Raw genomic sequence first — 23,174 nt, 5'->3', positions numbered from 1 at the left:
CCGCCGGACTCCCGTCAGACCTCTTCGACGCTGCTCGGCTCGCGCCGGGACAGGTCGATGCCGAGCTCCTCCGCAGCGCGGAAGACGTCCTCGTCGGTGTCACGCATCTCGATGGACATACCGTCGCTGGACAGCACCTCCACGTTCAGGCAGAGAGACTGCATCTCCTTGATGAGCACCTTGAAGGACTCGGGGATGCCGGGCTCGGGGATGTTCTCGCCCTTGACGATGGCCTCGTAGACCTTCACGCGGCCGGTCACGTCATCGGACTTGATGGTCAGCAGCTCCTGGAGGGCGTACGCGGCGCCGTAAGCCTCCAGCGCCCACACCTCCATCTCGCCGAAGCGCTGGCCACCGAACTGGGCCTTACCACCCAGCGGCTGCTGGGTGATCATCGAGTAGGGGCCGGTCGAACGGGCGTGCAGCTTGTCGTCGACCAGGTGGTGCAGCTTGAGGATGTACATGTAGCCGACCGAGATCGGCTCCGGGAACGGCTCACCGGAGCGGCCGTCGAACAGCCGCGCCTTGCCGGACGGGAGCACCATGCGCTCGCCGTCGCGGTTCGGGATGGTGTGCTCCAGCAGGCCGGCCAGCTCGTCCTCACGGGCGCCGTCGAAGACCGGCGTCGCGACGTTGGTCCGCGGCGGCACCTGGTCGGCGTCGATGGCCTGGAGGCGCTGCGCCCACTCGTCGGCGAGACCGGAGACGTCCCAGCCCTGGCTGGCGAGCCAGCCGAGGTGGATCTCCAGGACCTGCCCCGGGTTCATTCGGGACGGCACACCGAGCGGGTTGAGGATGATGTCGACCGGGGTGCCGTCCTCCAGGAACGGCATGTCCTCGATCGGCAGGATCTTCGAGATGACGCCCTTGTTGCCGTGCCGGCCGGCGAGCTTGTCACCGTCGGTGATCTTGCGCTTCTGCGCGACGTAGACGCGCACCAGCTGGTTCACACCGGGGGGAAGCTCGTCGCCCTCCTCGCGGTCGAAGACGCGCACACCGATGACCTTGCCGGTCTCGCCGTGCGGCACCTTCAGCGAGGTGTCACGGACCTCACGGGCCTTCTCACCGAAGATCGCGCGCAGCAGGCGCTCCTCGGGCGTCAGCTCGGTCTCACCCTTGGGCGTGACCTTGCCGACGAGGATGTCACCGGCGATGACCTCGGCACCGATGCGGATGATGCCGCGCTCGTCGAGGTCGGCGAGGACCTCCTCGGAGACGTTCGGGATGTCCCGGGTGATCTCCTCGGGGCCGAGCTTGGTGTCACGGGCGTCGACCTCGTGCTCCTCGATGTGGATCGAGGAGAGGACGTCGTCCTGCACGAGGCGCTGCGACAGGATGATCGCGTCCTCGTAGTTGTGACCCTCCCACGGCATGAACGCCACGAGCAGGTTCTTGCCCAGCGCCATCTCGCCCTGCTGGGTGGCCGGACCGTCGGCCAGGACCTGGCCCTCGATGATCCGGTCACCCTCGGCGACGATGACCTTCTGGTTGACCGAGGTGCCCTGGTTGGAGCGGGCGAACTTGGCCAGGCGGTACGTGATGTACGTGCCGTCGTCGTTGGCGGTGGTGATGTAGTCCGCGGAGACCTCCTGGACGACACCGGCCTTCTCGGCCTTGACCACGTCGCCGGCGTCGACCGCGGAGCGGTACTCCATGCCGGTGCCGACGAGCGGGGCCTCCGCCTGGATCAGCGGAACGGCCTGGCGCATCATGTTCGCGCCCATGAGGGCACGGTTGGCGTCGTCGTGCTCCAGGAAGGGGATCATGGCGGTCGCGACCGACACCATCTGGCGCGGCGAGACGTCCATGTAGTCCACGTCCTCGCCGCCGACGTAGTCGACCTCGCCGCCCTTACGGCGGACCAGCACGCGGGCCTCGGCGAAGCGGAGTTCGTCCGTCAGCGGCGCGTTGGCCTGCGCGATGACGAAGCGGTCCTCCTCGTCGGCGGTCAGGTAGTCGACGTCGTCGGTGACCTGGCCCTCGAACACCTTGCGGTACGGGGTCTCGACGAAACCGAACGCGTTGACCCGGCCGTAGGAGGCGAGCGAACCGATCAGACCGATGTTCGGGCCTTCAGGGGTCTCGATCGGGCACATGCGGCCGTAGTGCGAGGGGTGCACGTCACGGACCTCGAAGCCGGCCCGCTCACGGGACAGACCACCCGGGCCGAGCGCGGACAGACGCCGCTTGTGCGTCAGACCCGACAGCGGGTTGTTCTGGTCCATGAACTGGGACAGCTGGCTGGTGCCGAAGAACTCCTTGATGGAGGCGACGACCGGCCGGATGTTGATCAGGGTCTGCGGCGTGATCGCCTCGACGTCCTGGGTCGTCATCCGCTCGCGGACGACTCGCTCCATACGCGCCAGACCCGTACGGACCTGGTTCTGGATGAGCTCGCCGACGCTGCGCAGGCGGCGGTTGCCGAAGTGGTCGATGTCGTCGGTCTCGACGACGACGGACGTGCCGTTGTCCCCGACCGTCTCGGTCTCGCCGGCGTGCAGCTTCACCAGGTACTTGATCGTCGCGATGATGTCCTCGACGGTCAGGATCCCGGCGTCCAGCGGGGTGTCCGTGCCCAGCTTCTTGTTGACCTTGTAGCGGCCGACCTTGGCCAGGTCGTAGCGCTTGGGGTTGAAGTAGAGGTTCTCCAGCAGCGTCTGCGCCGCCTCACGCGTGGGGGGCTCGCCCGGGCGCAGCTTGCGGTAGATGTCGAGCAGCGCGTCGTCCTGGCCCTGGGTGTGGTCCTTCTCCAGGGTGGCGCGCATGGACTCGTACTCGCCGAACTCCTCGAGGATCTGCTCGGTGGTCCAGCCGAGCGCCTTGAGCAGGACGGTGACGGACTGCTTGCGCTTGCGGTCGATGCGGACACCGACCATGTCGCGCTTGTCGATCTCCATCTCCAGCCAGGCACCCCGGGACGGGATGATCTTGGCGGAGAAGATGTCCTTGTCGGACGTCTTGTCGATGGAGGAGTCGAAGTAGACACCGGGCGAACGGACCAGCTGCGACACCACGACACGCTCGGTGCCGTTGATGACGAAGGTGCCCTTGTTGGTCATGAGCGGGAAGTCGCCCATGAAGACCGTCTGGGACTTGATCTCACCGGTCTCGTTGTTGGTGAACTCGGCGGTGACGAAGAGCGGGGCCGCGTACGTGAAGTCGCGCTCCTTGCACTCGTCGATCGAGTTCTTCGGCGGCTCGAAGCGGTGGTCGCGGAAGGTCAGCGACATCGACCCGCTGAAGTCCTCGATCGGGGAGATCTCCTCGAAGATCTCCTCGAGCCCGGACTTGGTGGGGACGTCCTGACCGTTCTCGAGAGCCTCCTCGACCCGACTCTGCCAGGCGGTGTTGCCGAGCAGCCAGTCGAAGCTCTCGGTCTGCAGCGCGAGCAGGTTCGGAACCTCGAGAGGCTCCTTGATCTTTGCAAAAGAGATGCGCAGCGGGGCAGTGCTGGCGGCGTTGTTCGTATTCGCGGTCGAGGCGTTGCGCGAGGCGGCCAAGAGGGGGTCCTTCCGAGGGCTCGGACTCACTACGCGCGTACCGGCCCCTCTCCCGTACACGGAGACAAGCTGCGTCGGTCCGGCCTAACGGCCAGGTCAGACAGCTCTTGTCGTCGATGCTCGGGCGAGGGCAGACCCCTGGTGACGGGCAGGGGACAGCTAACAGGCAGCGCAAAGGGTCAGTGTAGCCACTTGGCACACTGATGTCCAGTCCGGGTTGTGAAACCCGTGTTGACCCTCGTTGTTCCACTCCTGCGACAAGGCGCTGCCCTCAACGCACGTTGATACTGCCCTCTTCGTCGCCGATCCATACCTCGGATTCGGATCCTTGTGACGACGCGTCCTGAGAATTGCGCGCTGCGTGCGGTTCGTCAAGGCCCCCTTGCCCGAACCGGGGCCGGCCCAGAGACACGACGAAGATCACCATACCCCCCGCCACTGAGGGTGCAAGCAACCGTGGCCGGACCCCGGAAACGCCGAAGAGCGACCACCCGGATGGATGATCGCTCTTCCGCGCTTACGCGTTACACGCCCGGCGGGACGTGTCGTGGATCCTGGCGGATCCGGGAGGTCTTACTTGACCTCGACGGAGGCACCGGCGCCCTCGAGGGACTCCTTCGCCTTGTCGGCGGCCTCCTTGTTGACCTTCTCCAGAACCGGCTTCGGCGCACCGTCGACCAGGTCCTTGGCCTCCTTCAGGCCCAGGGAGGTCAGCTCACGCACGACCTTGATGACCTGGATCTTCTTGTCGCCGGCACCGGTGAGGATGACGTCGAACTCGTCCTTCTCCGGCTCGGCCTCGGCGGCGGCGGCGCCACCGGCGCCACCGGCCATGACGACCGGGGCGGCCGCGGCGGCGGTGACGTCGAACTTGTCCTCGAACGCCTTCACGAACTCGGAGAGCTCGATGAGGGTCATCTCCTCGAACTGCGCGAGCAGGTCTTCCTGGCTGAGCTTCGCCATGATTGGCGGTCCTTCCACTAAATCGGCAGGTGCCGGATGTACATGTGAGGCGGGCGTACTACTGGCCCGCGACGGTCGCCGCGTTCAGGCAGCGGCGGCCGGGATGCGAGCCGAGTTACTCGGCACCGCCCTGCTCGTCCTGCTTGGCACGGAGCGCGTCCACGGTGCGGACGAGCTTCGACGGCAGCGCCTGGAAGACAGAGGCAGCCTGGGACTGCTTGCCCTTCATGGCACCGGCCAGCTTGGAGAGCAGAACCTCGCGGGACTCGAGGTCCGCAAGCTTCTTGATCTCATCGGCGGACAACGCCTTGCCGTCAAGGACGCCGCCCTTGATGACCAGGTTGGGGTTGTCCTTGGCGAAGTCACGGAGACCCTTCGCCGCCTCGACCGGGTCACCGGTCACGAAGGCGACGGCCGACGAACCCGTGAAGAGGTCGTCGATCGCGGTGATCCCGGCCTCGTTGGCCGCAATCTTGGTCAGCGTGTTCTTCGCCACACGGTAATGAGCGTTCCCACCGAGTGAACGACGCAGCTGCTGCAGCTGCGCCACGGTGAGACCGGTGTACGCAGTAACGACAGCGCCGTTGGAGTCGCGGAACCTGTCCCGCATCTCCTCGACGGCATCGACCTTGTCAGGCCTCGCCATGAGCCTCGGCCTCCTTCCGGGTGATTCGGACCGCGCGGACCCGAAGGAGGACTGGGAAAAACGAAACGCCCCGGCGCAGGGGCACGGGGCGCAGCTCGACCGTTCGTACGCACGCACGGGGCGGCGGACTACGGGAGCTTCTCCAAGTGTCACCTGCGCGGGCCGTCCGCCGTTCAGCGGATCCTTCGGCCACCGCGCCCTCGTCCGAGTGCGCGGTAAACGACCAGCGGTCTTTGGCTTCTGTAGGAGGGTACGGGAACGGATCGCTGTCAAGCAAATCCGCCCGTACGACGGATCAGCTCGCGACGAGTTCCTTCCGGCGACAGGTAGGGATGCGCTCAGGACGTACCGGCCTTCTTCCCCATCAGGTCCCCGAAGTCCCCGGTGTCGGACAACGGTGGCCGTTGGGCCCGGACCGGAACGCCGTAGTCGCCGTAGTGCGCGGTCTGGGTCATCAGGCCCGTGCTCATCCGCGCCTTCTCCACCTTCTTGACCAGCAGGTTCCGCTCGTCGATCCAGATGTCGACGGTCTCGGTGGTGACACCGGCCTCGGTGAGCTGTTTCCTCAGGGCGGTGTCGGTGACGTCCGCGGCGGCCACGGTGCCGGAGTAGCGCGTCGCGGGCCGGCCGCGCACCGACTCCTCGCCGGCCTTCCTGACGTCCCCGGAGGCCAGCAGGAGCTTCACGGACTGGTTCGGTGTGGTGCCGCGCATCTGGTCGCCGAGCTGGGCTCCGGAGCCCCCGGCCATGGCTTCCAGGTCCTCGTAGGCGTACCGGATCCAGCGTTTGCCGCCGGCCTGTTCGGCGAACTTCTCCCCCACGCGCGCGTAGTAGGCGTCGGGCAGGTAGCGGGCCTCCATGGAGGCGCTGCCGAGCCGGCGCATGGTGTCGGCCACGGTGCCACCGGTATACCTGATGCTGAGGGTGCCGGTGGTGCCGTCGCGCCAGCCGAGGGTGCCGTGGGCGGTCATGGACATCAGCGAGCCCATGATCGTCGTGGACTCGATGCGGGCGGAGCCGGCCCGCTGGGTGGCGCGCTCGGCGGTGCGCAGGGCCGCGACGGACCGGGCGTGCGCGGCGCGGTCGCCCTTGCCTGGGTCGTCGGAGGAGTCCGGGGAGGTGCAGGCGGCCACCCCCGCCAGCGCGCTCGCCACCGCGAGCACCAGGCCCACGCCGCGCACGGTCGTGCCCTGCATACGTCCCCCCGTTCGCATCCGGTTCCCGCACGTTAACCCAGGCCACCGGCGTACGTACCGGAAAAAGGGAACGGGCCCCGCACCTGTGAGAGGTGCGGGGCCCGTGACCGGTTGCGTGAGCCGTCAGACTCAGACCGCGGCCGGGTCCTCCTCGACGAGGAGGTTGCGGGTGCGGTTCGGGTCGACCGGGATGCCGGGGCCCATCGTGGTGGTGATGGCGGCCTTCTTGATGTACCGGCCCTTGGCGGCGGACGGCTTCAGACGGAGGATCTCCTCCAGCGCGGCGCCGTAGTTCTCCACCAGCTTGGTGTCGTCGAAGGACGACTTGCCGATGATGAAGTGCAGGTTCGCGTGCTTGTCCACACGGAACTCGATCTTGCCGCCCTTGATCTCGGTCACGGCCTTGGCCACGTCCGGGGTCACGGTGCCGGTCTTCGGGTTCGGCATCAGACCACGCGGACCGAGCACGCGGCCGAGGCGGCCGACCTTGCCCATGAGGTCCGGGGTGGCGACGACGGCGTCGAAGTCCAGGCGGCCCTTCGAGACCTCGTCGATCAGTTCGTCGGAGCCGACGATGTCGGCGCCCGCGGCCTCCGCGGCCGCAGCACGGTCACCGGTCGCGAAGACCAGGACCCGGGCAGTCTTGCCGGTGCCGTGCGGCAGGTTCACGGTGCCACGGACCATCTGGTCGGCCTTGCGCGGGTCGACACCCAGACGGAAGGCGACCTCGACGGTGCCGTCGAACTTGGTCGTGGAGGTCTCCTTGGCGAGACGGACGGCCTCGAGCGGGGCGTAGAGCTTCTCCCGGTCGACCTTGGCGTCCGCAGCGCGAAGGGACTTGCTGCGCTTGCTCACTACTGCTCCTGTGGATTCTTAGGAGTCGTGGTCCGGGCCGAGCAGGCCCCGCCACTTCTGCTGATGGGGTTGGGGCTCAGCCCTCGACCGTGACGCCCATGGAACGGGCGGTGCCGGCGATGATCTTCTCGGCGGCGTCCAGGTCGTTGACGTTGAGGTCGGGCATCTTGGTGGTCGCGATCTCGCGGACCTGGTCACGCGTGATCTTCGCGACCTTGGTCTTGTGCGGCTCGCTGGAGCCCTTCGCCACGCCCGCGGCCTTGAGGATCATCTTCGCGGCCGGCGGGGTCTTGGTGATGAAGGTGAAGGAACGGTCCTCGTAGACCGTGATCTCCACCGGCACGACCCAGCCACGCTGCGACTCGGTCGCGGCGTTGTAGGCCTTGCAGAACTCCATGATGTTGACGCCGTGCTGGCCCAGCGCGGGGCCGACCGGCGGAGCCGGGTTGGCGGCACCGGCCTGGATCTGGAGCTTGATGAGCCCCGTGACCTTCTTCTTCTTGGGAGGCATGTGCTCTCTCCGGGTCCTAGTGAGAGTTTTCCAGCCTCCGAACCGGATCAGCCGGATGGAGGCATACCGCACAACGATAACGGGTATCTATGCGCGGCCAAAAACCGAGCAGGTCAGGCGGACTCCAGGAGCCCGTCTGACCTGCTCGGAAGCCGGGGTGGTGCTAGTTCTTCTGGATCTGGTCGAAGGAGAGCTCGACCGGCGTCTCGCGGCCGAAGATCTCCACGAGGCCCTTGACCTTCTTCGAGTCCGGGTTGATCTCGTTGATGGTCGCCTGCAGCGTGGCGAACGGGCCGTCGGTGACGGTGACCGAGTCGCCGACCTCGAAGTCCAGCACCTGGACCTCGACCTTGCGCTGCGGAGCCGGCTTGCCCTCGGCCTCGGCGGCCTCGCGGGCGGCCTTCTCCTCGGCCTCCGGGGCGAGCATCTTGACGATCTCGTCCAGCGTCAGCGGGTACGGGTCGTAGGCGTTGCCCACGAAGCCGGTGACGCCCGGGGTGTTGCGGACGACGCCCCAGGACTCGTTCGTCAGGTCCATGCGGACCAGGACATAGCCCGGGAGCTTGTTCTGCTTGATCGTCTTGCGGTCGCCGTTCTTGATCTGGACGACCTCTTCCTGCGGCACCTCGGCCTGGAAGATGTAGTCCTCGACGTTCAGCGAGACGGCGCGCTGCTCCAGGTTGGTCTTCACGCGGTTCTCGTAGCCGGCGTAGGTGTGGATGACGTACCACTCGCCGGGCAGGACCCGCAGTTCCTCGCGGAGCTTCTCGATCGGGTCGCGGTCGTCCTCGGGCTCTTCCTCGGCCTCGTCCGCGACCTCTTCGCCGGTCTCGGTCTCCGCCTCGGCGGCGTCGTCGTCCGCGACGGCGTCGGCAGCCTCGACCTCGGCGGAGGTCTCGGTGTCCTCGCTGTCCGCGCCCTCGACGGTGTCGAGCTCGTCCTCGACGGACTCGACAGGCTCGATGGCGTCGTTCACGTTCGGGTCAGACACGGTGGCTGCTTCTTCCTGGATACATGGGGGTGGAACATGCGAAAGGAGCGCCGGGTACCTCGGCGCTCTTCGCTGGCGGCTCAGCCGAACACGTACTTGGCGGCGTGGCTGAGTCCATAGTCAATCACGGTGACCAGGCCGATCATGATGACCACGAAGATGATCACCACGGTCGTGTATGTCGTCAGCTGGTTGCGGGTCGGCCAGACGACCTTGCGCAACTCCGCGACGATCTGGCGGTAGAAGAGGGCGAGCCGCTTCAGCGGGCCCTTCTTTCCGCGCTTGCCGCCCTTGCGGGTCTTCTTGGACTCCGGCGCCTCATCCTGGGCATCAGGCATGTCGATGGAGCCCACGGCGTCCGTCACTCGTCCTCACCTGATTCCGGGTCGTGGCCGTGCCGCGCCCGGTCTGAGCCGCACGGCGGTGCATTGCTGTACGTACATGCGCACACATCCTGGCGAAGGTGTGTGTAGCAGGGCCGGAGGGACTTGAACCCCCAACCGCTGGTTTTGGAGACCAGTGCTCTACCAATTGAGCTACGACCCTTTGTGTGTCCCCCAACGTACCGCATCCGTCCGGATGCTTGGTGTGCACCGAACGGGCGCGGCCTGCGAGAGGCCAACGAGGTGAGAGTGTACGTGGTCTGCGGCCGGTCGTCGAACAGAAAGGGCTCCGGCAAGGCCTTGTTGGCGGAAGATCGCCTGCGGAGCGGGGAGCGGACGGGCGGGCTCCGGGTGAAGATCGCCCAGGCCGCACGGCCGGTCCGGACTGTTGTCCAGGGGTTTGCCCGGCGTTGTTCAGTCTGTGAAACCCCCGTGCCGCGCACGTTTCCAGTCTGAAACGATGGGGCGCATGAGCGCTGCAACCCCTCCCACCGAGCGCCGGGTCTCCGCCCGAGTCGGCGCGATCTCCGAGTCCGCCACCCTCGCCGTGGACGCCAAGGCCAAGGCCCTCAAGGCCGCAGGGCGGCCGGTGATCGGCTTCGGCGCCGGTGAACCCGACTTCCCGACTCCGGACTACATCGTCGAGGCCGCGATCGAGGCCTGCAAGAACCCCAAGTTCCACCGCTACACGCCGGCCGGCGGTCTGCCCGAGCTGAAGGCCGCGATCGCCGCGAAGACGCTGCGCGACTCCGGACTCGAGGTCGACGCGTCGCAGATCCTCGTCACCAACGGCGGCAAGCAGGCCATCTACGAGGCCTTCGCCGCGATCCTCGACCCGGGCGACGAGGTCATCGTGCCCGCGCCCTACTGGACGACGTACCCGGAGTCGATCCGGCTGGCCGGGGGTGTCCCGGTGGAGGTCGTCGCCGACGAGACGACCGGCTACCGGGTGACCGTCGAGCAGCTGGAGGCGGCCCGTACGGAGAAGACGAAGGTCGTCCTGTTCGTCTCGCCGTCGAACCCGACCGGCGCGGTCTACAGCGAGCAGGAGACCGAGGCGATCGGCCGCTGGGCCGTCGAGCACGGTCTGTGGGTGATGACGGACGAGATCTACGAGCACCTGGTCTACGGCGACGCCTCGGCCGTGTCGCTGCCGGCGGTGCTGCCCGAGCTGCGCGACAAGTGCGTCGTGGTGAACGGTGTCGCGAAGACGTACGCGATGACCGGCTGGCGGGTCGGGTGGATCATCGGTCCGAAGGACGTGGTCAAGGCCGCGACGAACCTCCAGTCGCACGCCACGTCGAACGTGTCCAACGTCGCCCAGGCCGCCGCGCTGGCCGCCGTCTCCGGTGATCTGGTCGCCGTCGAGAAGATGCGCGAGGCCTTCGACCGGCGCCGCAAGACCATCGTGCGGATGCTGAACGAGATCGACGGTGTGGTGTGCCCGGAGCCGGAGGGCGCGTTCTACGCGTACCCGTCGGTGAAGGCGCTGGTCGGCAAGGAGATCCGGGGCCGACGGCCCAAGGACACGGTCGAGCTGGCCGCGCTGATCCTGGAGGAGGCCGAGGTCGCGGTGGTGCCGGGTGAGGCGTTCGGTACGCCCGGGTATCTGCGGCTGTCGTACGCGCTGGGTGACGAGGATCTCGTCGAGGGCGTGAGCCGGATGCAGAAGCTGCTGGCGGAGGCCAAGGACTGACGTCCGCCGCGTCGGCCCCCCGGCCTGGGGCACATACCGAATTCGGTATGTGCCCCATTTGTTTGTGCGAGCAAGACCACTAAAGGGGAAACGGCTTCCGGGACGGCTGGGGCGTACGGCAGGATCCTGGAATGGAGCGTGTACGTGATGTCTCTGAGCTGCCGAAAGCCCATCTGCACCTGCACTTCACCGGGTCGATGCGGCCCACGACCGTGCTGGAACTGGCCGACAAGCACGGGGTGCGTCTTCCTGACGCGCTGACCGATGCGCTGAGCGGCGGGGAGCCGCCGAGACTGCGGGCGACGGACGAGCGGGGCTGGTTCCGCTTTCAGCGGCTGTACGACGCGGCGCGCTCGTGTCTGCGGGAGCCGGAGGACATCCAGCGGCTGGTGCGGGAAGCGGCGGAGGAGGATCTGCGGGACGGGTCGGGGTGGCTGGAGATCCAGGTCGATCCGACGTCGTACGCGCCGCGGCTGGGCGGGCTGATCCCGGCGCTGGAGATCATCCTGGACGCGGTGGAGACGACGTCGCGGGAGACCGGGCTCGGGATGCGGGTGCTGGTCGCGGCGAACCGGATGAAGCATCCGCTGGACGCGCGCACCCTGGCGCGGCTGGCGGTGCGGTACGCGGACCGGGGGGTCGTCGGGTTCGGGCTGTCGAACGACGAGCGGCGGGGCATGGCGCGGGACTTCGACCGGGCGTTCGCGATCGCCCGGGAGGCCGGGCTGCTGTCGGCGCCGCACGGGGGTGAGCTGGCGGGGGCGTCGTCGGTGCGGGACTGTCTGGACGACCTGGGGGCGAACCGGGTGGGGCACGGGGTACGGGCGGCGGAGCACCCGGGGCTGCTGCGGCGGTTGGCCGAGCGGGGCGTGACGTGTGAGGTGTGCCCGGCGTCGAACGTGGCGCTGGGGGTGTACGAGAAGCCGGAGGACGTGCCGCTGCGGACGTTGTTCGAGGCGGGGGTCCCGATGGCGCTGGGCGCGGACGACCCGTTGCTGTTCGGGTCGCGTCTTGCCGCGCAGTACGAGATCGCGCGGCGGCATCACGGGTTCACGGACGAGGAACTGGCGGAGGTGGCGCGGCAGTCGGTACGGGGGTCGGCGGCGCCGGAGGATGTGAAGGCGAAGCTGCTGGCCGGGGTGGACGACTGGTTGGGGTCGTAGCGCCTGCGGGTGGCTTGTGGGTCGGGGCCGCGGCGGGGGGTGTCCGTCCTCGGAACGGCGCGATGGGGTCGGACGCCGACTGACTGTCCGTTGACGCGCCAACCGCTGCGGGCGGACACCCCCGACACGTCCCCTTCGCGCCGTCGGCGACTCGCGGGTGCGTCGTGGTTGCCCCGGCTGCGGGCAGTCGTGCCTCCCCCGTACCTAAAGGGCCTGGGTGGTATCGCCAGGCGGCACGGGTGGGCGCGTGCCTACAGGCTCACTCCCACCGTCACCGGTTCGTTCACCAGCGTGATTCCGAAGGCCTCGCGGACCCCGGCCACCACCTCGCGGGCCAGGGCGAGCAGGTCCTCCGTGGTCGCCGTGCCCCGGTTGGTCAGGGCCAGGGTGTGCTTCGTGGAGATGCGGGCCGGTCCGTCGCCGTACCCCTTCGTGAAGCCCGCCTTGTCGATCAGCCAGGCCGCGGAGGTCTTGGTGCGGCCCTCCCCCGCGGGATACGCCGGCGGCTCGACACCCTCGCCGAGCCGCTCACGCACGCGTGCGCGGAACGTCGCGAAGTCGGCGTCCATGAGGATCGGGTTGGTGAAGAAAGAGCCCGCCGACCAGGTGTCGTGGTCCTCGGGGTCCAGGACCATGCCCTTGCCGGCGCGCAGCTTGAGCACGGTGTCGCGGGCCGAGGCGAGCGGGACGCGGTCGCCGGCTTCGACACCGAGGGCCCGGGCCGTCTCGGCGTACCTCAGGGGCGCGGAGAGGCCGTCGGCGTCCTCCAGAGCGAAGCGGACGCGCAGGACCACGTAGCGCTCCGGGTCGGACTTGAAACGGCTGTGGCGGTAGGAGAAGGCACAGTCCTCGTTGGCCAGCGTGACCGTCTCGCCGGTCCGGCGGTCGTAGGCGACGACCTCCGTGATCGTGGAGGAGACCTCCTGGCCGTACGCCCCGACGTTCTGGATGGGGGTCGCGCCCGCCGAGCCGGGGATGCCGGCCAGGCACTCGATGCCGGCCAGGCCCGCCTCCACGGTGCGGGCGACGGCGTCGGTCCACACCTCGCCTGCGGCCAGCTCCAGTCTCGTGCCGTCGAGGGAGTAGCCCTTGGTGGCGATGACGAGGGCGGTGCCCTCGAAGCCCTTGTCGCCGATGACCAGGTTCGAGCCGCCGCCGATGAGGAGCAGCGGGGTGACCGTCTCGTCGGCCTCCCGGACGACGGCGATCACCTCGTCGTCCGTCGTCGCGGTGACCAGCCGGGTCGCGGGGCCGCCCAGCCGGAAGGTGGTCAGTGGGGCGAGGGGGGCGTCGTGGAGTTCCTGCACGGGCTCAAGAGTACGAGACGGCACTGACACGCTCCGGCACGCGTGCGTGCGGACCCCGCCCGGGAGACGAGGGCCGCACGCGCGCGTGGTGTCGTTCAGGGCAGGCGGCGCATCGCCTCCGGCCAGGAGAGCGGGAGGTCGTCGCCGCTCGCCCGCCATGTGGTGAAGCTCGCGTCCTTCATCTGCGGGGCGAGGCCCCGGGCCGCGGGTCCGTGGGCGCCCGCGGCGACGAAGTCCTGCTGTGCGGCCTTCGACTCCCAGACTGACAGCGTCGGCCGCGGGGCGGAGTGTGGGAGACGGTCCAGGGAAGGGTGGGCATGGCCGCTCCTCCTTCGGGTCGTCGGGGTCAGCGGGACGCGGTCTCCAGCACGGGTGCCGGTTCCGCCTGGGCGGCCTGCGGCTCGGTGCGTCGCCGGGTCGGGATCAGCAGGGCCGAGGCGCCCGCGAGGGCGACCACCGCGGAGCCCGTCACCAGAGCCGGACGCATGCCGTCGACGAAGGTCTGGCCGGTCTCGTAGCCGCCCCGTGCGGCGAAGATCGACGACATGACGGCGATGCCGAGCGCTCCGCCCACCTCGCGCAGGGCGTTGTTGGCGCCGGAGGCGATGCCCTGCTCCGAGGGCCGGACGCTGGACATCACCAGGTGCGAGGCGGGCGCGAAGAACAGGGCCATGCCGATGCCGCTGAGGATCAGGGCGGGCAGCTGGGCGGCGTAGGAGGCGTCCGCCGTGGCCACGACCGACATGTAGCCGAGGCCCAGGGCCTGGAAGAACAGGCCCGCGGCGACGACCGGGCGGCCGCCGACGCGGTCGGCGAGGATGCCGGCGATCGGGGCGACCAGCATCGGCATGCCGGTCCAGGGCAGCATCCTGAGGCCCGCCTCGGTGGGCGAGTAGCCGAGGACGCCCTGCATGTACTGGCTGAGCAGGAAGATCGAGCCGAACATGCCGAGGAACATCAGCAGGCTCGCCGCGTTGATGCCGGAGAAGGCCCGGGAGCGGAAGAGCCGCATCGGGAGCATGGGGTTGGCGGCGCGCGTGCTGTACAGGACGAAGCCGGTGAGGAGCGCGGAGCCCGCGAACAGGCCCGTCAGGACCATCGAGCCGGTCCAGCCGTCGACGGGGCCGCGGACCAGGCCGTAGACGATGCCGAAGAGGCCGCCGCTGGCGAGCAGGGTGCCGGGTATGTCGAGCGGGGCGCCGGTGCCGTGGGACTCGGCGAGGCGGAGGCGGGCGAGGGGCAGCAGGGCCAGACCGAGCGGGACGTTCAGCCAGAAGATCCACTGCCAGGAGATGTGCTCGGTGAGGGTGCCGCCGACCAGCGGTCCCGAGGCCACGGCGAGTCCGTTGACGGCTCCCCAGATGCCGTATGCCATGCCCCGCTTGGCCGCGGGCACGGCCGCGGTGAGCAGGGTGAGCGTCAGCGGCATCATCACCGCCGCGCCGGCTCCCTGTATCGCGCGGGCGGCGATGAGGGAGTCGATGCCGGGCGCCAGGGCCGCCGCGGCGGAGGCGCCGGTGAAGACGGCGAGCCCGGCGGTGAAGAGCCGGCGGCGGCCGAACCGGTCGCCGAGGGCCGCGCCGAACATCAGCAGGACGGCGAAGGTGAGCGTGTAGGCGCTCACGGTCCATTCCAGATCGTGCAGTCCCCCGCCGAGGTCCTCCCGGATGGAGGGCAGGGCCGTGGTCACGACGAGGTTGTCGAGGGCCGCCATGAATCCGGCGACGCTGGTGATGACGAGGGCCCAGGCGGCTCCCCCGCGGCGTGCGGTCTGCTGTGACATCTCTCCCCCTGAGAGGTGAACGGTTGATTACTTAGTTATCGATTACTAACTTTCGCGCTCAGGAAAATGCGCGCCCGTGCGCCTTCCCCGTCATTTCTCCAGCCGGCCCGTGCCCCTCGCCGCCGGGTACAGCCCCTCCCAGACGCGGTGCTCGGGAGGGAAGCCCATGCCCACCAGGCAGTTGATGAGCATCCCGTGGGCCAGGAAGGTCGTCGTCTCGCCGACGTCGGCGCCCAGCGGCACATGGACGGTGTCCCACAGTCGCATCCAGCCGGCGCGGACCGTCTCGCCGAACTCGCGGTCGCCCTCCTGCTCGGCGGCCGCCACGGCGACGTACATCTGCATCTGCATCATCAGCCGCTCGGGCCGCTCCGCGATGACCTTGGTGTACGCGTTCGCCATGGCGTGCAGGGCCTCTTCGCCCTCCAGACCGTCGGCGGCCTCCGCGAAAGTCTGGATCGTGTCCTCGACACACCGCTCGGCCACCGCCAGGAAGATCGCCTTCTTGCCCGGGAAGAGCCGGAAGAGATAGGGCTGCGAGACCCCGACCCGCCGGGCGATCGCCTCGGTCGAGGTGCCGTGGTAGCCACCGCGCGCGAACTCGGTCGTCGCCGCACGGATGACGCTCTCGCGCCTCTCCTCCGCACTCATCCTGACCATGCAAGTAAGTTAGTACTTAATCACTAATTGCGTCAAGCGGGTGTCGGCAACCCCCTACGGGTAAGGGGCGCCTCGCCATGGAGAGCGCCCCTTACTCACTTGCCTGTCGTCTCAGGCCAGCCGCACGACCGCGCGCGACATGCCGAGCACCTTCTGCCCCGCGCTCGTCGCCGTGAGGTCCACGCGGACGGTGTTGTCGTCGAGCTTGGCCGCGACCTTGCCGCTGACCTCGATCACAGCGCCCTGGTCGTCGTTCGCCACGACGACGGGCTTGGTGAAGCGGACGCCGTACTCGACGACCGCGCCCGGGTCGCCGGTCCAGTCGGTGACCACGCGGATCGCCTCGGCCATGGTGAACATGCCGTGGGCGATGACGTCCGGCAGGCCGACTTCCTTGGCGAACTTCTCGTTCCAGTGGATGGGGTTGAAGTCGCCGGAGGCACCCGCGTACCGGACGAGGGTCGCGCGGGTCACCGGGAAGGTCTGCGCGGGCAGTTCGGTGCCGACCTCGACGTCCGAGTAGGAGATCTTCGCCGTCATGGGATCGCTCACGCCTCCTCGGCCCCGCGGGCCACGAGCTTGGTCCAGGCGGTCACGACGTGCTCGCCGGCCTCGTCGTGGACCTCGCCGCGGATGTCCAGGATGTCGTTGCCCGCCATGGACTTGATCGCCTCGATGGTGGAGGTGACCGTGAGCCGGTCGCCGGCGCGGACCGGACGGCGGTAGGCGAACTTCTGGTCGCCGTGCACCACTCGGCTGTAGTCAAGGCCGAGCTGGGGGTCCTGGACGACCTGCCCGGCGGCCTTGAAGGTGATCGAGAAGACGAAGGTCGGCGGCGCGATCACATCGGGGTGGCCGAGCGCCTTGGCGGCCTCCGCGTCCGTGTACGCCGGGTTGGCGTCCCCGACCGCCTCGGCGAACTCACGGATCTTCTCCCGGCCCACCTCGTAGGGCTCGGTGGGCGGGTACGTCCGCCCCACGAAGGACTGGTCGAGCGCCATGGCCCGGCACCTCCTGGTTCCGCTACTGCACGATACGGGTCATTTACTGAACGATACGGGTCGTTCAACGACGCGAGGCCGCCCCCGATCACTCGGGAACGGCCTCGCGTACGAGCCTGATTTATCGCGTTTCGCGGTGCGCGGTGTGCGCGTTGCAACGCGGGCAGTGCTTCTTCATCTCAAGACGGTCCGGGTTGTTACGCCGGTTCTTCTTGGTGATGTAGTTCCGCTCCTTGCACTCCACGCAGGCCAGCGTGATCTTCGGGCGGACGTCGGTGGCAGCCACGTGAGTGCTCCTAAGACGAACGGATGGACTGTTTAACGCAAGAAGAGTAGCCGATCGAAGGACCGACCCCACAATCGGCTACTGTCAGTAGCGGTGACCGGACTTGAACCGGTGACACAGCGATTATGAGCCGCTTGCTCTACCGACTGAGCTACACCGCTTTGATGTGGCCCGGCCCCGCCTCGCGACGGGAACCAGTCACACCAGAGCCCCAAAACGGAATCGAACCGTTGACCTTCTCCTTACCATGGAGACGCTCTGCCGACTGAGCTATTGGGGCGAGCGATGAAGACATTACACGCTCCGCCGCCGTTCGCCCAAATCCGTTTCGGGGTACCCGGCCGGGCCGCACCACCGTCCGCACAGCGGCCTCGTACGCGCCTGTCGTTCCGGTCTCCGGCCGTACGGCGGACCACGCCGGTACGACTATTGCGCTCCTCCCCGCGACGGGCGGGAGGCCGTCCTAGGCTCGACTCACTCTGAGTGATCATGCGTCCTCGCGTGCGCAGCCGAGCCCCAGGAGCGCGATGCCCGACAGCCAGCCGCAGCCGCCGCCCCCGTCGTCCTCGCCGGGTCCTGCCGACCCGTCGTCACTGCTGCTGTGCGGGGCGCGGCTCACCGACGGCCGGATCGTGGACGTCCGGCTGGTCGGCGGGCGTATCGAGGCGGTCGGCACGGCCGGCAGCCTGACGGCGGGCGGCACGCGTGCGTGCGGGGCGCGCGTGGATCTCGGTGGCTATCTGCTGCTGCCGGCCCCGGCCGAGCCGCACGCCCACGCCGACACGGCGCTGTCGGCCGACACCCAGGGACCGGTCTCGTACGAGCCCCGGGACGTCCAGCGCCGGGCGACCGAGGCCGCGCTGCTCCAGCTCGGGCACGGGGCGACGGCCGTGCGGGCCCACGTGCGCGTGGGGGACGTCCAGGGGCTGGGCGCGCTGGCGGCCGTGCTGCGGGCGCGGCGGGCGCTGCGGGGGCTGGCCGAGCTGACGACGGTGGCGATGCCGCGGGTGCTGACCGGGGTGGCCGGGGCGGACGGGCTGGCGGTGCTGCGGGACGCGGTGAAGATGGGCGCCTCGGTGGTGGGCGGCAGGCCGGATCTCGACCCGGATCCGACGGGGTACGTGGAGGCGGTCCTGGAGGTGGCCTCCGAGCACGGCTGTCCCGTCGACCTGCACACGGACGCCGGGGACCCGGCGCGGCTGGCCCGGCTCGCGGCGATGGCGGGCGGACTGCGTCCCGGGGTGACCCTCAGCCCGTGCGGCGATCTCGGCCGGCTGCCCTCCGAGGTGGCCTCGCGGACCGCGGACCAACTGGCGGCGGCCGGGGTGCGGGTGGTGTGTCTGCCACAGGGCGGCTGCGGTGGCGTGGACCGGCGGGGCGCGGCTCCGGTGCGGCTGCTGCGCGCGGCCGGGGTGCGGGTGGCCGCCGGGAGCGGGGCACTGCGGGACGTGTCGAACCCCGTGGGGCGCGGCGACCCGCTGGAGGCGGCTTTCCTGCTGGCCTCGCGCTACGGCCTGTCGCCCGAGGAGGCGTACGACGCGGTGAGCGGGTCGGCGCGGGCGGTGCTGGGGCTGCCGGAGGTGCGGGTGGAGGCGGGTTTCCCGGCCGAGTTGCTCGCGGTGCGGGGGGACGGTCTCGCCGGGGCGCTGTCACTGGCGTACAGCCGGGTGGTGGTGCACCGGGGGCGCGTGGTGGCGCGGACCAGCGCGGTGCGCGAGTACAGCAGTTCGGCGGCTTCGGCGGACCTGGGGCTGCCGCGACAGGGGCGGGGGCAGTTGTCGTAGGCCGTGGTGGGGACCCCGGGTGGGCTTCGGGTCCTGGGGCCTGTGGCGGGCGGGGCCTCGCGGCGCAGGGCCCGCGGCGGACGGGGGCTCGGGGTGGGCCGTAGGGGCGTGACGTAGGGGCGTGGCCGCTCGGCGGGGCTCAAGGGTGCGGCGGACGGTGCTGTCGGGGCGTACGGTCGAAGGCATGCGTACTGTCATCGCTGGTGGTCATGGTCAGATCGCGTTGCGGCTGGAGCGGTTGCTCGCCGCGCGCGGGGACGAGGTCGCGGGGATCATCCGCAAGGCCGAACAGGCCGACGATCTGCGGGCGGCCGGTGCCGAACCGGTCGTGCTCGACCTGGAGTCGGCGTCCGTGGACGAGGTCGCGGAGCGGCTGCGGGGGGCCGACGCGGCGGTGTTCGCGGCGGGCGCGGGCCCGGGCAGCGGGGCGGCCCGCAAGGACACGGTGGACAAGGCCGCGGCGGTTCTCTTCGCGGACGCGGCGGTGCAGGCGGGCGTACGGCGCTTCGTGATCGTGTCGTCCATGGGCGCCGACCCGCGGCACCAGGGAGACGAGATCTTCGACGTGTACCTGCGGGCCAAGGGCGAGGCGGACGCGTACGTGAGCGGGCTGGACGCCCTGGACTGGACGATCCTGCGCCCCGGTCAGCTCACCGACGACGCCGGCACCGGCCTGGTACGCCTGGAGGCGCACACGGGCCGCGGGCCGATCCCGCGTGACGACGTGGCCGCCGTGCTGGCGGAGCTGGTCGACACGCCCGCGACGGCCGGCCTCACGCTGGAGCTGATCAGCGGACCGGCTCCGGTGTCCGTGGCGGTGAAGTCCGTGGCGGGGAACTGACGCCGCCGGGAACCCGCCCTCAGAACAAGGGCAGTTGGCCCGGGAAGTCGGGTACCGCGTAGCCGTCCAGGGAGGGCTGTTCGGGGCCGGGCCTCGCCTGGCGGCGGGAGCCCGGACATGAGGTGAGTTCCCCGTGTTCCCGGGCGCCGGGCGGGTCGTGGCGCGCGTACCGCCCGGCGACGACGGCGATCTCGCGACGGCACTCGGGGCAGGTTCTGCGACGGGAGGGCATGGGGCCAGTGTGCCGCGCGGGCGGCCACCACTGCGATTGCTCAAGTCAATCAATTGGCTTGGCTTCGAACGGGTCGTGCTGTCCCTGACGCCCGCCCCCTATGAAGGCCGGCCATGTCCCAAGCCCTTCCCCGAACCGTCGACGACGGGAGGCACCGCCGCACCGCGGGCGAACGCCGTCGTGGCGGTCCTGGCCTTCGGCGGGATCGTGGTCTCACTGATGCAGACCCTGGTGATCCCGATCGTCCCGGAACTCCCCCCGGCTGCTGAACGCGCCGGCGTCGGACACCGCCTGGGCCGTCACCGCCACCCACCCTGCTCGCCGCCGCCGTCGCCACCCCGATGACGGGCCGGCTCGGCGACACGTACGGCAAGCGGCGGATGCTTCTGAACTCGGTCCTGTACACGTCGCTGTAGTACTCCGCGATCACGACCAGTTGCCCATGCCCACTCCCCCTCGGCGCCGTTGCCAGTCAGCCACAGCTCAGCATCCGGAGCAAGAGTGATGCCGACCGATGGGTGGCCTCTGGGCGAGGGCGGCGGGGGCGACCACATGACGAAAGGCCCGTGACCTGCTGCGTTAGCAGGTCACGAGCCCTTCGTTCCCGTGTGGCGGCGCCAGGATTCGAACCTGGGAAGGCGAAGCCGGCAGATTTACAGTCTGCTCCCTTTGGCCGCTCGGGCACACCGCCGGGGTCGCTGCCCGTCGAACCGCCTTTTTCGGCGGCGCTCCGTGGCAACGACGTAAACAATACCTGATGCCGAGGGGTGCTTCGCCACCCGATTGATCGGCGCCCGTGGGGCGGGGGGTGGCTAGGCTTGTCCGGATGCGGCCCGGGATCTGAACAGGCCCGGCGGCCGCCCACGTACGTCGGTACGCACGATTCGCACCCCGATACAAGGAGCCACAGGACATGGCCGACTCCAGTTTCGACATCGTCTCGAAGGTCGAGCGGCAGGAGGTCGACAACGCACTCAACCAGGCCGCCAAGGAGATCTCGCAGCGCTACGACTTCAAGGGCGTGGGTGCCTCGATCTCGTGGTCCGGCGAGAACATCCTCATGGAGGCGAACTCCGAGGACCGGGTGAAGGCGATCCTCGACGTCTTCCAGTCCAAGCTGATCAAGCGTGGCATCTCGCTGAAGGCCCTGGACGCGGGCGAGCCCCAGCTCTCCGGCAAGGAGTACAAGATCTTCGCGTCGATCAAGGAAGGCATCTCCCAGGAGAACGCGAAGAAGGTGGCGAAGACCATCCGCGACGAGGGCCCCAAGGGCGTGAAGGCTCAGGTGCAGGGTGAGGAGCTGCGGGTCAGCTCCAAGAGCCGTGACGATCTTCAGGCCGTCATCAGCCTGCTGAAGGGCAAGGACTTCGACTTCGCCATGCAGTTCGTGAACTACCGGTAGGTCGGCCGGTCCTCGGGGCTCTTGGCCCGCACGGCCGGACTCCCGGCCTGCGCGGTGACGAGGAAGGGTGGGCACCTGCCGGGTGCCCACCCTTCTCGCCTGCCGTCTGCGGTCGGCAGGGGCCGGGAAGGGGAGGCGGCGTGGCATATACCCGCCGCGGGCGCGGTCAGTTGCGGGAGTTGCCGAACAGGAGGCGGTAGGCGATCAGGAGGACGAGCGATCCGCCGATCGCCGCTGCCCAGGTCGTGCCGTCGTAGAAGTCCTTGGTGATCGGGTGGTCCATCCAGCGGGCCGATATCCAGCCGCCGATGAACGCGCCCGCGATGCCGATCAGAGTCGTGCCGATGAGGCCGCCCGGGTCGCGCCCCGGCAGCAGGAACTTCGCGATGGCTCCGGCCAACAGTCCCAGGATGATCCAGCTGATGATGGTCATGCCGTGAACCTGCCCTTTCACGCTGTGCCCGCACTGCCCCGGCCATGTGATCTTGCTCCCGCACGGCCGTGATCGTGCGTCGTACGCCGGGCGTTCCGCGTGCGTCGTACTTGCCGCGCGCGTTCACGCCGTCTTGGTGGCAAGGACGCCCTGGCGGCGCCTGCCGGTTGCACCGATCAGTAGGGTGCGACGCATGACAGCCTCCACGCCCGGTCTGCGCCGCACTCTCGGCGTCGGGGACGCCGTCGTCGTCGGACTCGGCTCGATGGTGGGAGCCGGGATCTTCGCCGCCCTCGCGCCCGCGGCGCACGCGGCCGGCTCCGGACTGCTCCTCGGGCTCGCCGTCGCCGCCGTGGTCGCGTACTGCAACGCCATGTCGTCGGCACGCCTCGCCGCCCTGTATCCGGCCTCGGGCGGGACGTACGTGTACGGGCGTGAGCGGCTCGGGGAGTTCTGGGGGTATCTCGCGGGCTGGTCGTTCGTGGTCGGGAAGACGGCCTCCTGTGCGGCGATGGCGCTCACCGTGGGCGCCTACGTCTGGCCGGGGCAGGCGCACGCGGTGGCGGTCGCGGCCGTGGTGGCGCTGACCGCGGTGAACTACGGCGGTGTCCAGAAGTCCGCGTGGCTGACGCGGGGGATCGTGACGGTGGTCCTGGCTGTCCTCGCCGCGGTGGTGGTCGGGTGTCTGGTGTCGGGCGAGGCCGATGCGCGGCGGCTGGACATCGGGGCCTCGGGCGGCGTGGGCGGTGTCCTTCAGGCGGCCGGTCTGCTGTTCTTCGCGTTCGCCGGGTACGCCCGGATCGCGACCCTCGGTGAGGAGGTACGGGACCCGGCGCGCACCATTCCGCGGGCGATCCCGCTCGCGCTGGGCATCGCGCTGGTGGTGTATGCGGGTGTGGCGGTGTCTGTCCTTTCGGTGCTGGGGTCGGACGGTCTCGGCCAGGCGACGGCGCCGCTGGCCGACGCCGTGCGGGCGGCCGGGATGCCCTGGTTCGCGCCGGTGGTGCGGATCGGTGCGGCCGTGGCCGCGCTGGGGTCACTGCTCGCACTGATCCTGGGCGTTTCTCGCACGACGCTGGCCATGGCCCGGGACCGGCATCTGCCGGGCGCGCTGGCGGCCGTGCATCCGCGCTTCCAGGTGCCGCACCGGGCGGAGCTGGCGGTGGGCGCGGTGGTCGCGGTCCTGGCCGCCACGGTGGATGTGCGGGGCGCGATCGGGTTCTCCTCCTTCGGGGTGCTGGCGTACTACGCCGTGGCCAACGCGTCGGCCTGGACGCTGGATTCGGCGCCGACGGCACGGCTTGTGCCGGTGGTCGGGCTGCTCGGGTGCGCGGTGCTGGCGTTCTCGCTGCCGGGGGTTTCGGTGGTCGTGGGCGCGGGTGTGCTGGTGGTGGGGGCGGTTGCGTACGGAGTGCGGCGGGGGATGCGGGCGAGGGCTGGGAGGGAGTAGGGCTGCCCTCTTGGCTGTGTTCGCGGGCCTCTCAGCCGGTCGGCGGCCGGCTCGGGATGTGAAGTGCTACCGGGTGGGCGGGTGTTGTCGG

22 protein-coding genes, 4 tRNA genes and 1 pseudogene are annotated in these 23,174 nt (G+C 69.5%); 7 read left to right on the top strand and 20 right to left on the bottom strand.

Going from position 1 to position 23,174, the window contains the following annotated elements; genetic code table 11:
- Positions 1 to 14: 14 nt before the first annotated feature.
- The 9 genes from rpoB to ACFZDA_RS20755 all read right to left on the bottom strand — a co-directional run bounded on the left by rpoB (position 15) and on the right by ACFZDA_RS20755 (position 9,208).
- Positions 15 to 3,500: a DNA-directed RNA polymerase subunit beta gene (gene rpoB, locus ACFZDA_RS20795; RefSeq protein ID WP_391083394.1), complete on the bottom strand. Its 3,486-nt coding sequence runs from the start codon at positions 3,498 to 3,500 to the stop codon at positions 15 to 17.
- Between the two features lie 573 nt (positions 3,501 to 4,073).
- Complete coding sequence (gene rplL, locus ACFZDA_RS20790) at positions 4,074 to 4,463, bottom strand: 50S ribosomal protein L7/L12 (protein WP_391083391.1); 390 nt, start codon at positions 4,461 to 4,463, stop codon at positions 4,074 to 4,076.
- Between the two features lie 115 nt (positions 4,464 to 4,578).
- Complete coding sequence (rplJ, locus tag ACFZDA_RS20785; RefSeq protein ID WP_306964769.1) at positions 4,579 to 5,109, bottom strand: 50S ribosomal protein L10; 531 nt, start codon at positions 5,107 to 5,109, stop codon at positions 4,579 to 4,581.
- A 338-nt stretch (positions 5,110 to 5,447) separates the two neighbouring features.
- On the bottom strand, positions 5,448 to 6,305 hold the full coding sequence (locus tag ACFZDA_RS20780) for a hypothetical protein (RefSeq protein WP_391083387.1): 858 nt from the start codon (positions 6,303 to 6,305) through the stop codon (positions 5,448 to 5,450).
- Positions 6,306 to 6,434: 129 nt separating this feature from the next.
- A complete protein-coding gene (rplA, locus tag ACFZDA_RS20775) occupies positions 6,435 to 7,160 on the bottom strand; it encodes a 50S ribosomal protein L1 (RefSeq protein WP_391083384.1) in 726 nt (241 codons plus the stop codon).
- Between the two features lie 76 nt (positions 7,161 to 7,236).
- Complete coding sequence (gene rplK / locus ACFZDA_RS20770) at positions 7,237 to 7,671, bottom strand: 50S ribosomal protein L11 (RefSeq protein WP_010036796.1); 435 nt, start codon at positions 7,669 to 7,671, stop codon at positions 7,237 to 7,239.
- Positions 7,672 to 7,834: 163 nt separating this feature from the next.
- A complete protein-coding gene (gene nusG, locus ACFZDA_RS20765) occupies positions 7,835 to 8,662 on the bottom strand; it encodes a transcription termination/antitermination protein NusG (protein ID WP_391083380.1) in 828 nt (275 codons plus the stop codon).
- A gap of 80 nt (positions 8,663 to 8,742) precedes the next feature.
- Positions 8,743 to 9,027: a preprotein translocase subunit SecE gene (gene secE / locus ACFZDA_RS20760; RefSeq protein WP_010036800.1), complete on the bottom strand. Its 285-nt coding sequence runs from the start codon at positions 9,025 to 9,027 to the stop codon at positions 8,743 to 8,745.
- Positions 9,028 to 9,135: 108 nt separating this feature from the next.
- Positions 9,136 to 9,208: transfer RNA gene (locus tag ACFZDA_RS20755), tRNA-Trp, on the bottom strand.
- 306 nt (positions 9,209 to 9,514) lie between these two features.
- On the opposite strand from ACFZDA_RS20755, the gene ACFZDA_RS20750 reads away from it, so the two are divergent.
- Complete coding sequence (locus tag ACFZDA_RS20750; protein WP_391083377.1) at positions 9,515 to 10,741, top strand: aminotransferase class I/II-fold pyridoxal phosphate-dependent enzyme; 1,227 nt, start codon at positions 9,515 to 9,517, stop codon at positions 10,739 to 10,741.
- Positions 10,742 to 10,872: 131 nt separating this feature from the next.
- Positions 10,873 to 11,904, top strand: coding sequence for an adenosine deaminase (locus ACFZDA_RS20745; RefSeq protein ID WP_391083374.1), 1,032 nt, complete (start codon positions 10,873 to 10,875; stop codon positions 11,902 to 11,904).
- Positions 11,905 to 12,155: 251 nt separating this feature from the next.
- Here the strand turns inward: ACFZDA_RS20745 and ACFZDA_RS20740 are convergent, their stop codons facing one another.
- The 8 genes from ACFZDA_RS20740 to ACFZDA_RS20705 all read right to left on the bottom strand — a co-directional run bounded on the left by ACFZDA_RS20740 (position 12,156) and on the right by ACFZDA_RS20705 (position 17,221).
- A complete protein-coding gene (locus ACFZDA_RS20740) occupies positions 12,156 to 13,211 on the bottom strand; it encodes a UDP-N-acetylmuramate dehydrogenase (protein ID WP_391083371.1) in 1,056 nt (351 codons plus the stop codon).
- Positions 13,212 to 13,557: 346 nt separating this feature from the next.
- Positions 13,558 to 14,994: a DHA2 family efflux MFS transporter permease subunit gene (locus ACFZDA_RS20735; RefSeq protein WP_391083368.1), complete on the bottom strand. Its 1,437-nt coding sequence runs from the start codon at positions 14,992 to 14,994 to the stop codon at positions 13,558 to 13,560.
- 90 nt (positions 14,995 to 15,084) lie between these two features.
- Positions 15,085 to 15,654: a TetR family transcriptional regulator gene (locus tag ACFZDA_RS20730; RefSeq protein ID WP_391083365.1), complete on the bottom strand. Its 570-nt coding sequence runs from the start codon at positions 15,652 to 15,654 to the stop codon at positions 15,085 to 15,087.
- Between the two features lie 111 nt (positions 15,655 to 15,765).
- A complete protein-coding gene (locus ACFZDA_RS20725) occupies positions 15,766 to 16,194 on the bottom strand; it encodes a MaoC/PaaZ C-terminal domain-containing protein (protein WP_391084565.1) in 429 nt (142 codons plus the stop codon).
- A gap of 8 nt (positions 16,195 to 16,202) precedes the next feature.
- Positions 16,203 to 16,655 (bottom strand): MaoC family dehydratase N-terminal domain-containing protein, encoded by a 453-nt coding sequence (locus ACFZDA_RS20720; RefSeq protein ID WP_391083362.1) that lies wholly within the window; start codon positions 16,653 to 16,655, stop codon positions 16,203 to 16,205.
- A gap of 121 nt (positions 16,656 to 16,776) precedes the next feature.
- A complete protein-coding gene (rpmG, locus tag ACFZDA_RS20715) occupies positions 16,777 to 16,941 on the bottom strand; it encodes a 50S ribosomal protein L33 (protein ID WP_003948671.1) in 165 nt (54 codons plus the stop codon).
- Positions 16,942 to 17,029: 88 nt separating this feature from the next.
- Positions 17,030 to 17,102, bottom strand: a tRNA-Met gene (locus ACFZDA_RS20710).
- Between the two features lie 46 nt (positions 17,103 to 17,148).
- Positions 17,149 to 17,221 (bottom strand) — tRNA-Thr (locus tag ACFZDA_RS20705).
- Positions 17,222 to 17,468: 247 nt separating this feature from the next.
- Between ACFZDA_RS20705 and ACFZDA_RS20700 the strand changes: the two genes are divergently transcribed.
- The gene (locus ACFZDA_RS20700) at positions 17,469 to 18,725 is read left to right on the top strand and encodes an amidohydrolase family protein (protein WP_391083359.1); all 1,257 of its coding nucleotides are present in this window, start codon (positions 17,469 to 17,471) and stop codon (positions 18,723 to 18,725) included.
- 184 nt (positions 18,726 to 18,909) lie between these two features.
- A complete protein-coding gene (locus tag ACFZDA_RS20695; protein WP_391083356.1) occupies positions 18,910 to 19,566 on the top strand; it encodes an NAD(P)H-binding protein in 657 nt (218 codons plus the stop codon).
- Positions 19,567 to 19,585: 19 nt separating this feature from the next.
- Here the strand turns inward: ACFZDA_RS20695 and ACFZDA_RS20690 are convergent, their stop codons facing one another.
- A complete protein-coding gene (locus tag ACFZDA_RS20690) occupies positions 19,586 to 19,798 on the bottom strand; it encodes a hypothetical protein (RefSeq protein ID WP_391083353.1) in 213 nt (70 codons plus the stop codon).
- Positions 19,799 to 20,017: 219 nt separating this feature from the next.
- Between ACFZDA_RS20690 and ACFZDA_RS20685 the strand changes: the two are divergent.
- Positions 20,018 to 20,199: pseudogene (locus ACFZDA_RS20685) on the top strand (MFS transporter); the annotation flags it as partial.
- Positions 20,200 to 20,407: 208 nt separating this feature from the next.
- On the opposite strand, the gene ACFZDA_RS20680 reads toward ACFZDA_RS20685, so the two are convergent.
- Positions 20,408 to 20,489: transfer RNA gene (locus ACFZDA_RS20680), tRNA-Tyr, on the bottom strand.
- Between the two features lie 222 nt (positions 20,490 to 20,711).
- Between ACFZDA_RS20680 and ACFZDA_RS20675 the strand changes: the two genes are divergently transcribed.
- On the top strand, positions 20,712 to 21,200 hold the full coding sequence (locus ACFZDA_RS20675; protein WP_391083350.1) for a YajQ family cyclic di-GMP-binding protein: 489 nt from the start codon (positions 20,712 to 20,714) through the stop codon (positions 21,198 to 21,200).
- Positions 21,201 to 21,366: 166 nt separating this feature from the next.
- Here the strand turns inward: ACFZDA_RS20675 and ACFZDA_RS20670 are convergent, their stop codons facing one another.
- Positions 21,367 to 21,633 carry a GlsB/YeaQ/YmgE family stress response membrane protein gene (locus tag ACFZDA_RS20670; protein ID WP_274818387.1) on the bottom strand — a complete coding sequence of 89 codons (267 nt, stop codon included), beginning with the start codon at positions 21,631 to 21,633 and terminating at the stop codon, positions 21,367 to 21,369.
- Positions 21,634 to 21,826: 193 nt separating this feature from the next.
- On the opposite strand from ACFZDA_RS20670, the gene ACFZDA_RS20665 reads away from it, so the two are divergent.
- Positions 21,827 to 23,083: an amino acid permease gene (locus tag ACFZDA_RS20665; RefSeq protein WP_391083346.1), complete on the top strand. Its 1,257-nt coding sequence runs from the start codon at positions 21,827 to 21,829 to the stop codon at positions 23,081 to 23,083.
- Positions 23,084 to 23,174: the final 91 nt, after the last annotated feature.

The organism is Streptomyces sp. NPDC007991 (assembly GCF_042958445.1).
Taxonomy (GTDB): Bacteria; Actinomycetota; Actinomycetes; order Streptomycetales; family Streptomycetaceae; genus Streptomyces.
The sequence above is the reverse complement of the archived record's forward strand: the minus strand, read 5'-3'. Positions and strand labels throughout refer to the sequence as shown.

Coding starts and splice junctions, on each gene's coding strand:
- ACFZDA_RS20750 (WP_391083377.1), top strand. CDS start 9,515: ATGAGCGCTGCAACCCCTCCCACCGAGCGCCGGGTCTCCGCCCGAGTC.
- ACFZDA_RS20670 (WP_274818387.1), bottom strand. CDS start 21,633: ATGACCATCATCAGCTGGATCATCCTGGGACTGTTGGCCGGAGCCATC.
- ACFZDA_RS20720 (WP_391083362.1), bottom strand. CDS start 16,655: ATGGCGCTCGACCAGTCCTTCGTGGGGCGGACGTACCCGCCCACCGAG.
- ACFZDA_RS20700 (WP_391083359.1), top strand. CDS start 17,469: ATGCCCGACAGCCAGCCGCAGCCGCCGCCCCCGTCGTCCTCGCCGGGT.
- rplJ (WP_306964769.1), bottom strand. CDS start 5,109: ATGGCGAGGCCTGACAAGGTCGATGCCGTCGAGGAGATGCGGGACAGG.
- ACFZDA_RS20665 (WP_391083346.1), top strand. CDS start 21,827: ATGACAGCCTCCACGCCCGGTCTGCGCCGCACTCTCGGCGTCGGGGAC.
- rplL (WP_391083391.1), bottom strand. CDS start 4,463: ATGGCGAAGCTCAGCCAGGAAGACCTGCTCGCGCAGTTCGAGGAGATG.
- ACFZDA_RS20780 (WP_391083387.1), bottom strand. CDS start 6,305: ATGCAGGGCACGACCGTGCGCGGCGTGGGCCTGGTGCTCGCGGTGGCG.
- rplK (WP_010036796.1), bottom strand. CDS start 7,671: ATGCCTCCCAAGAAGAAGAAGGTCACGGGGCTCATCAAGCTCCAGATC.
- ACFZDA_RS20730 (WP_391083365.1), bottom strand. CDS start 15,654: ATGGTCAGGATGAGTGCGGAGGAGAGGCGCGAGAGCGTCATCCGTGCG.
- ACFZDA_RS20675 (WP_391083350.1), top strand. CDS start 20,712: ATGGCCGACTCCAGTTTCGACATCGTCTCGAAGGTCGAGCGGCAGGAG.
- ACFZDA_RS20735 (WP_391083368.1), bottom strand. CDS start 14,994: ATGTCACAGCAGACCGCACGCCGCGGGGGAGCCGCCTGGGCCCTCGTC.
- ACFZDA_RS20695 (WP_391083356.1), top strand. CDS start 18,910: ATGCGTACTGTCATCGCTGGTGGTCATGGTCAGATCGCGTTGCGGCTG.
- ACFZDA_RS20745 (WP_391083374.1), top strand. CDS start 10,873: ATGGAGCGTGTACGTGATGTCTCTGAGCTGCCGAAAGCCCATCTGCAC.
- ACFZDA_RS20725 (WP_391084565.1), bottom strand. CDS start 16,194: ATGACGGCGAAGATCTCCTACTCGGACGTCGAGGTCGGCACCGAACTG.
- ACFZDA_RS20690 (WP_391083353.1), bottom strand. CDS start 19,798: ATGCCCTCCCGTCGCAGAACCTGCCCCGAGTGCCGTCGCGAGATCGCC.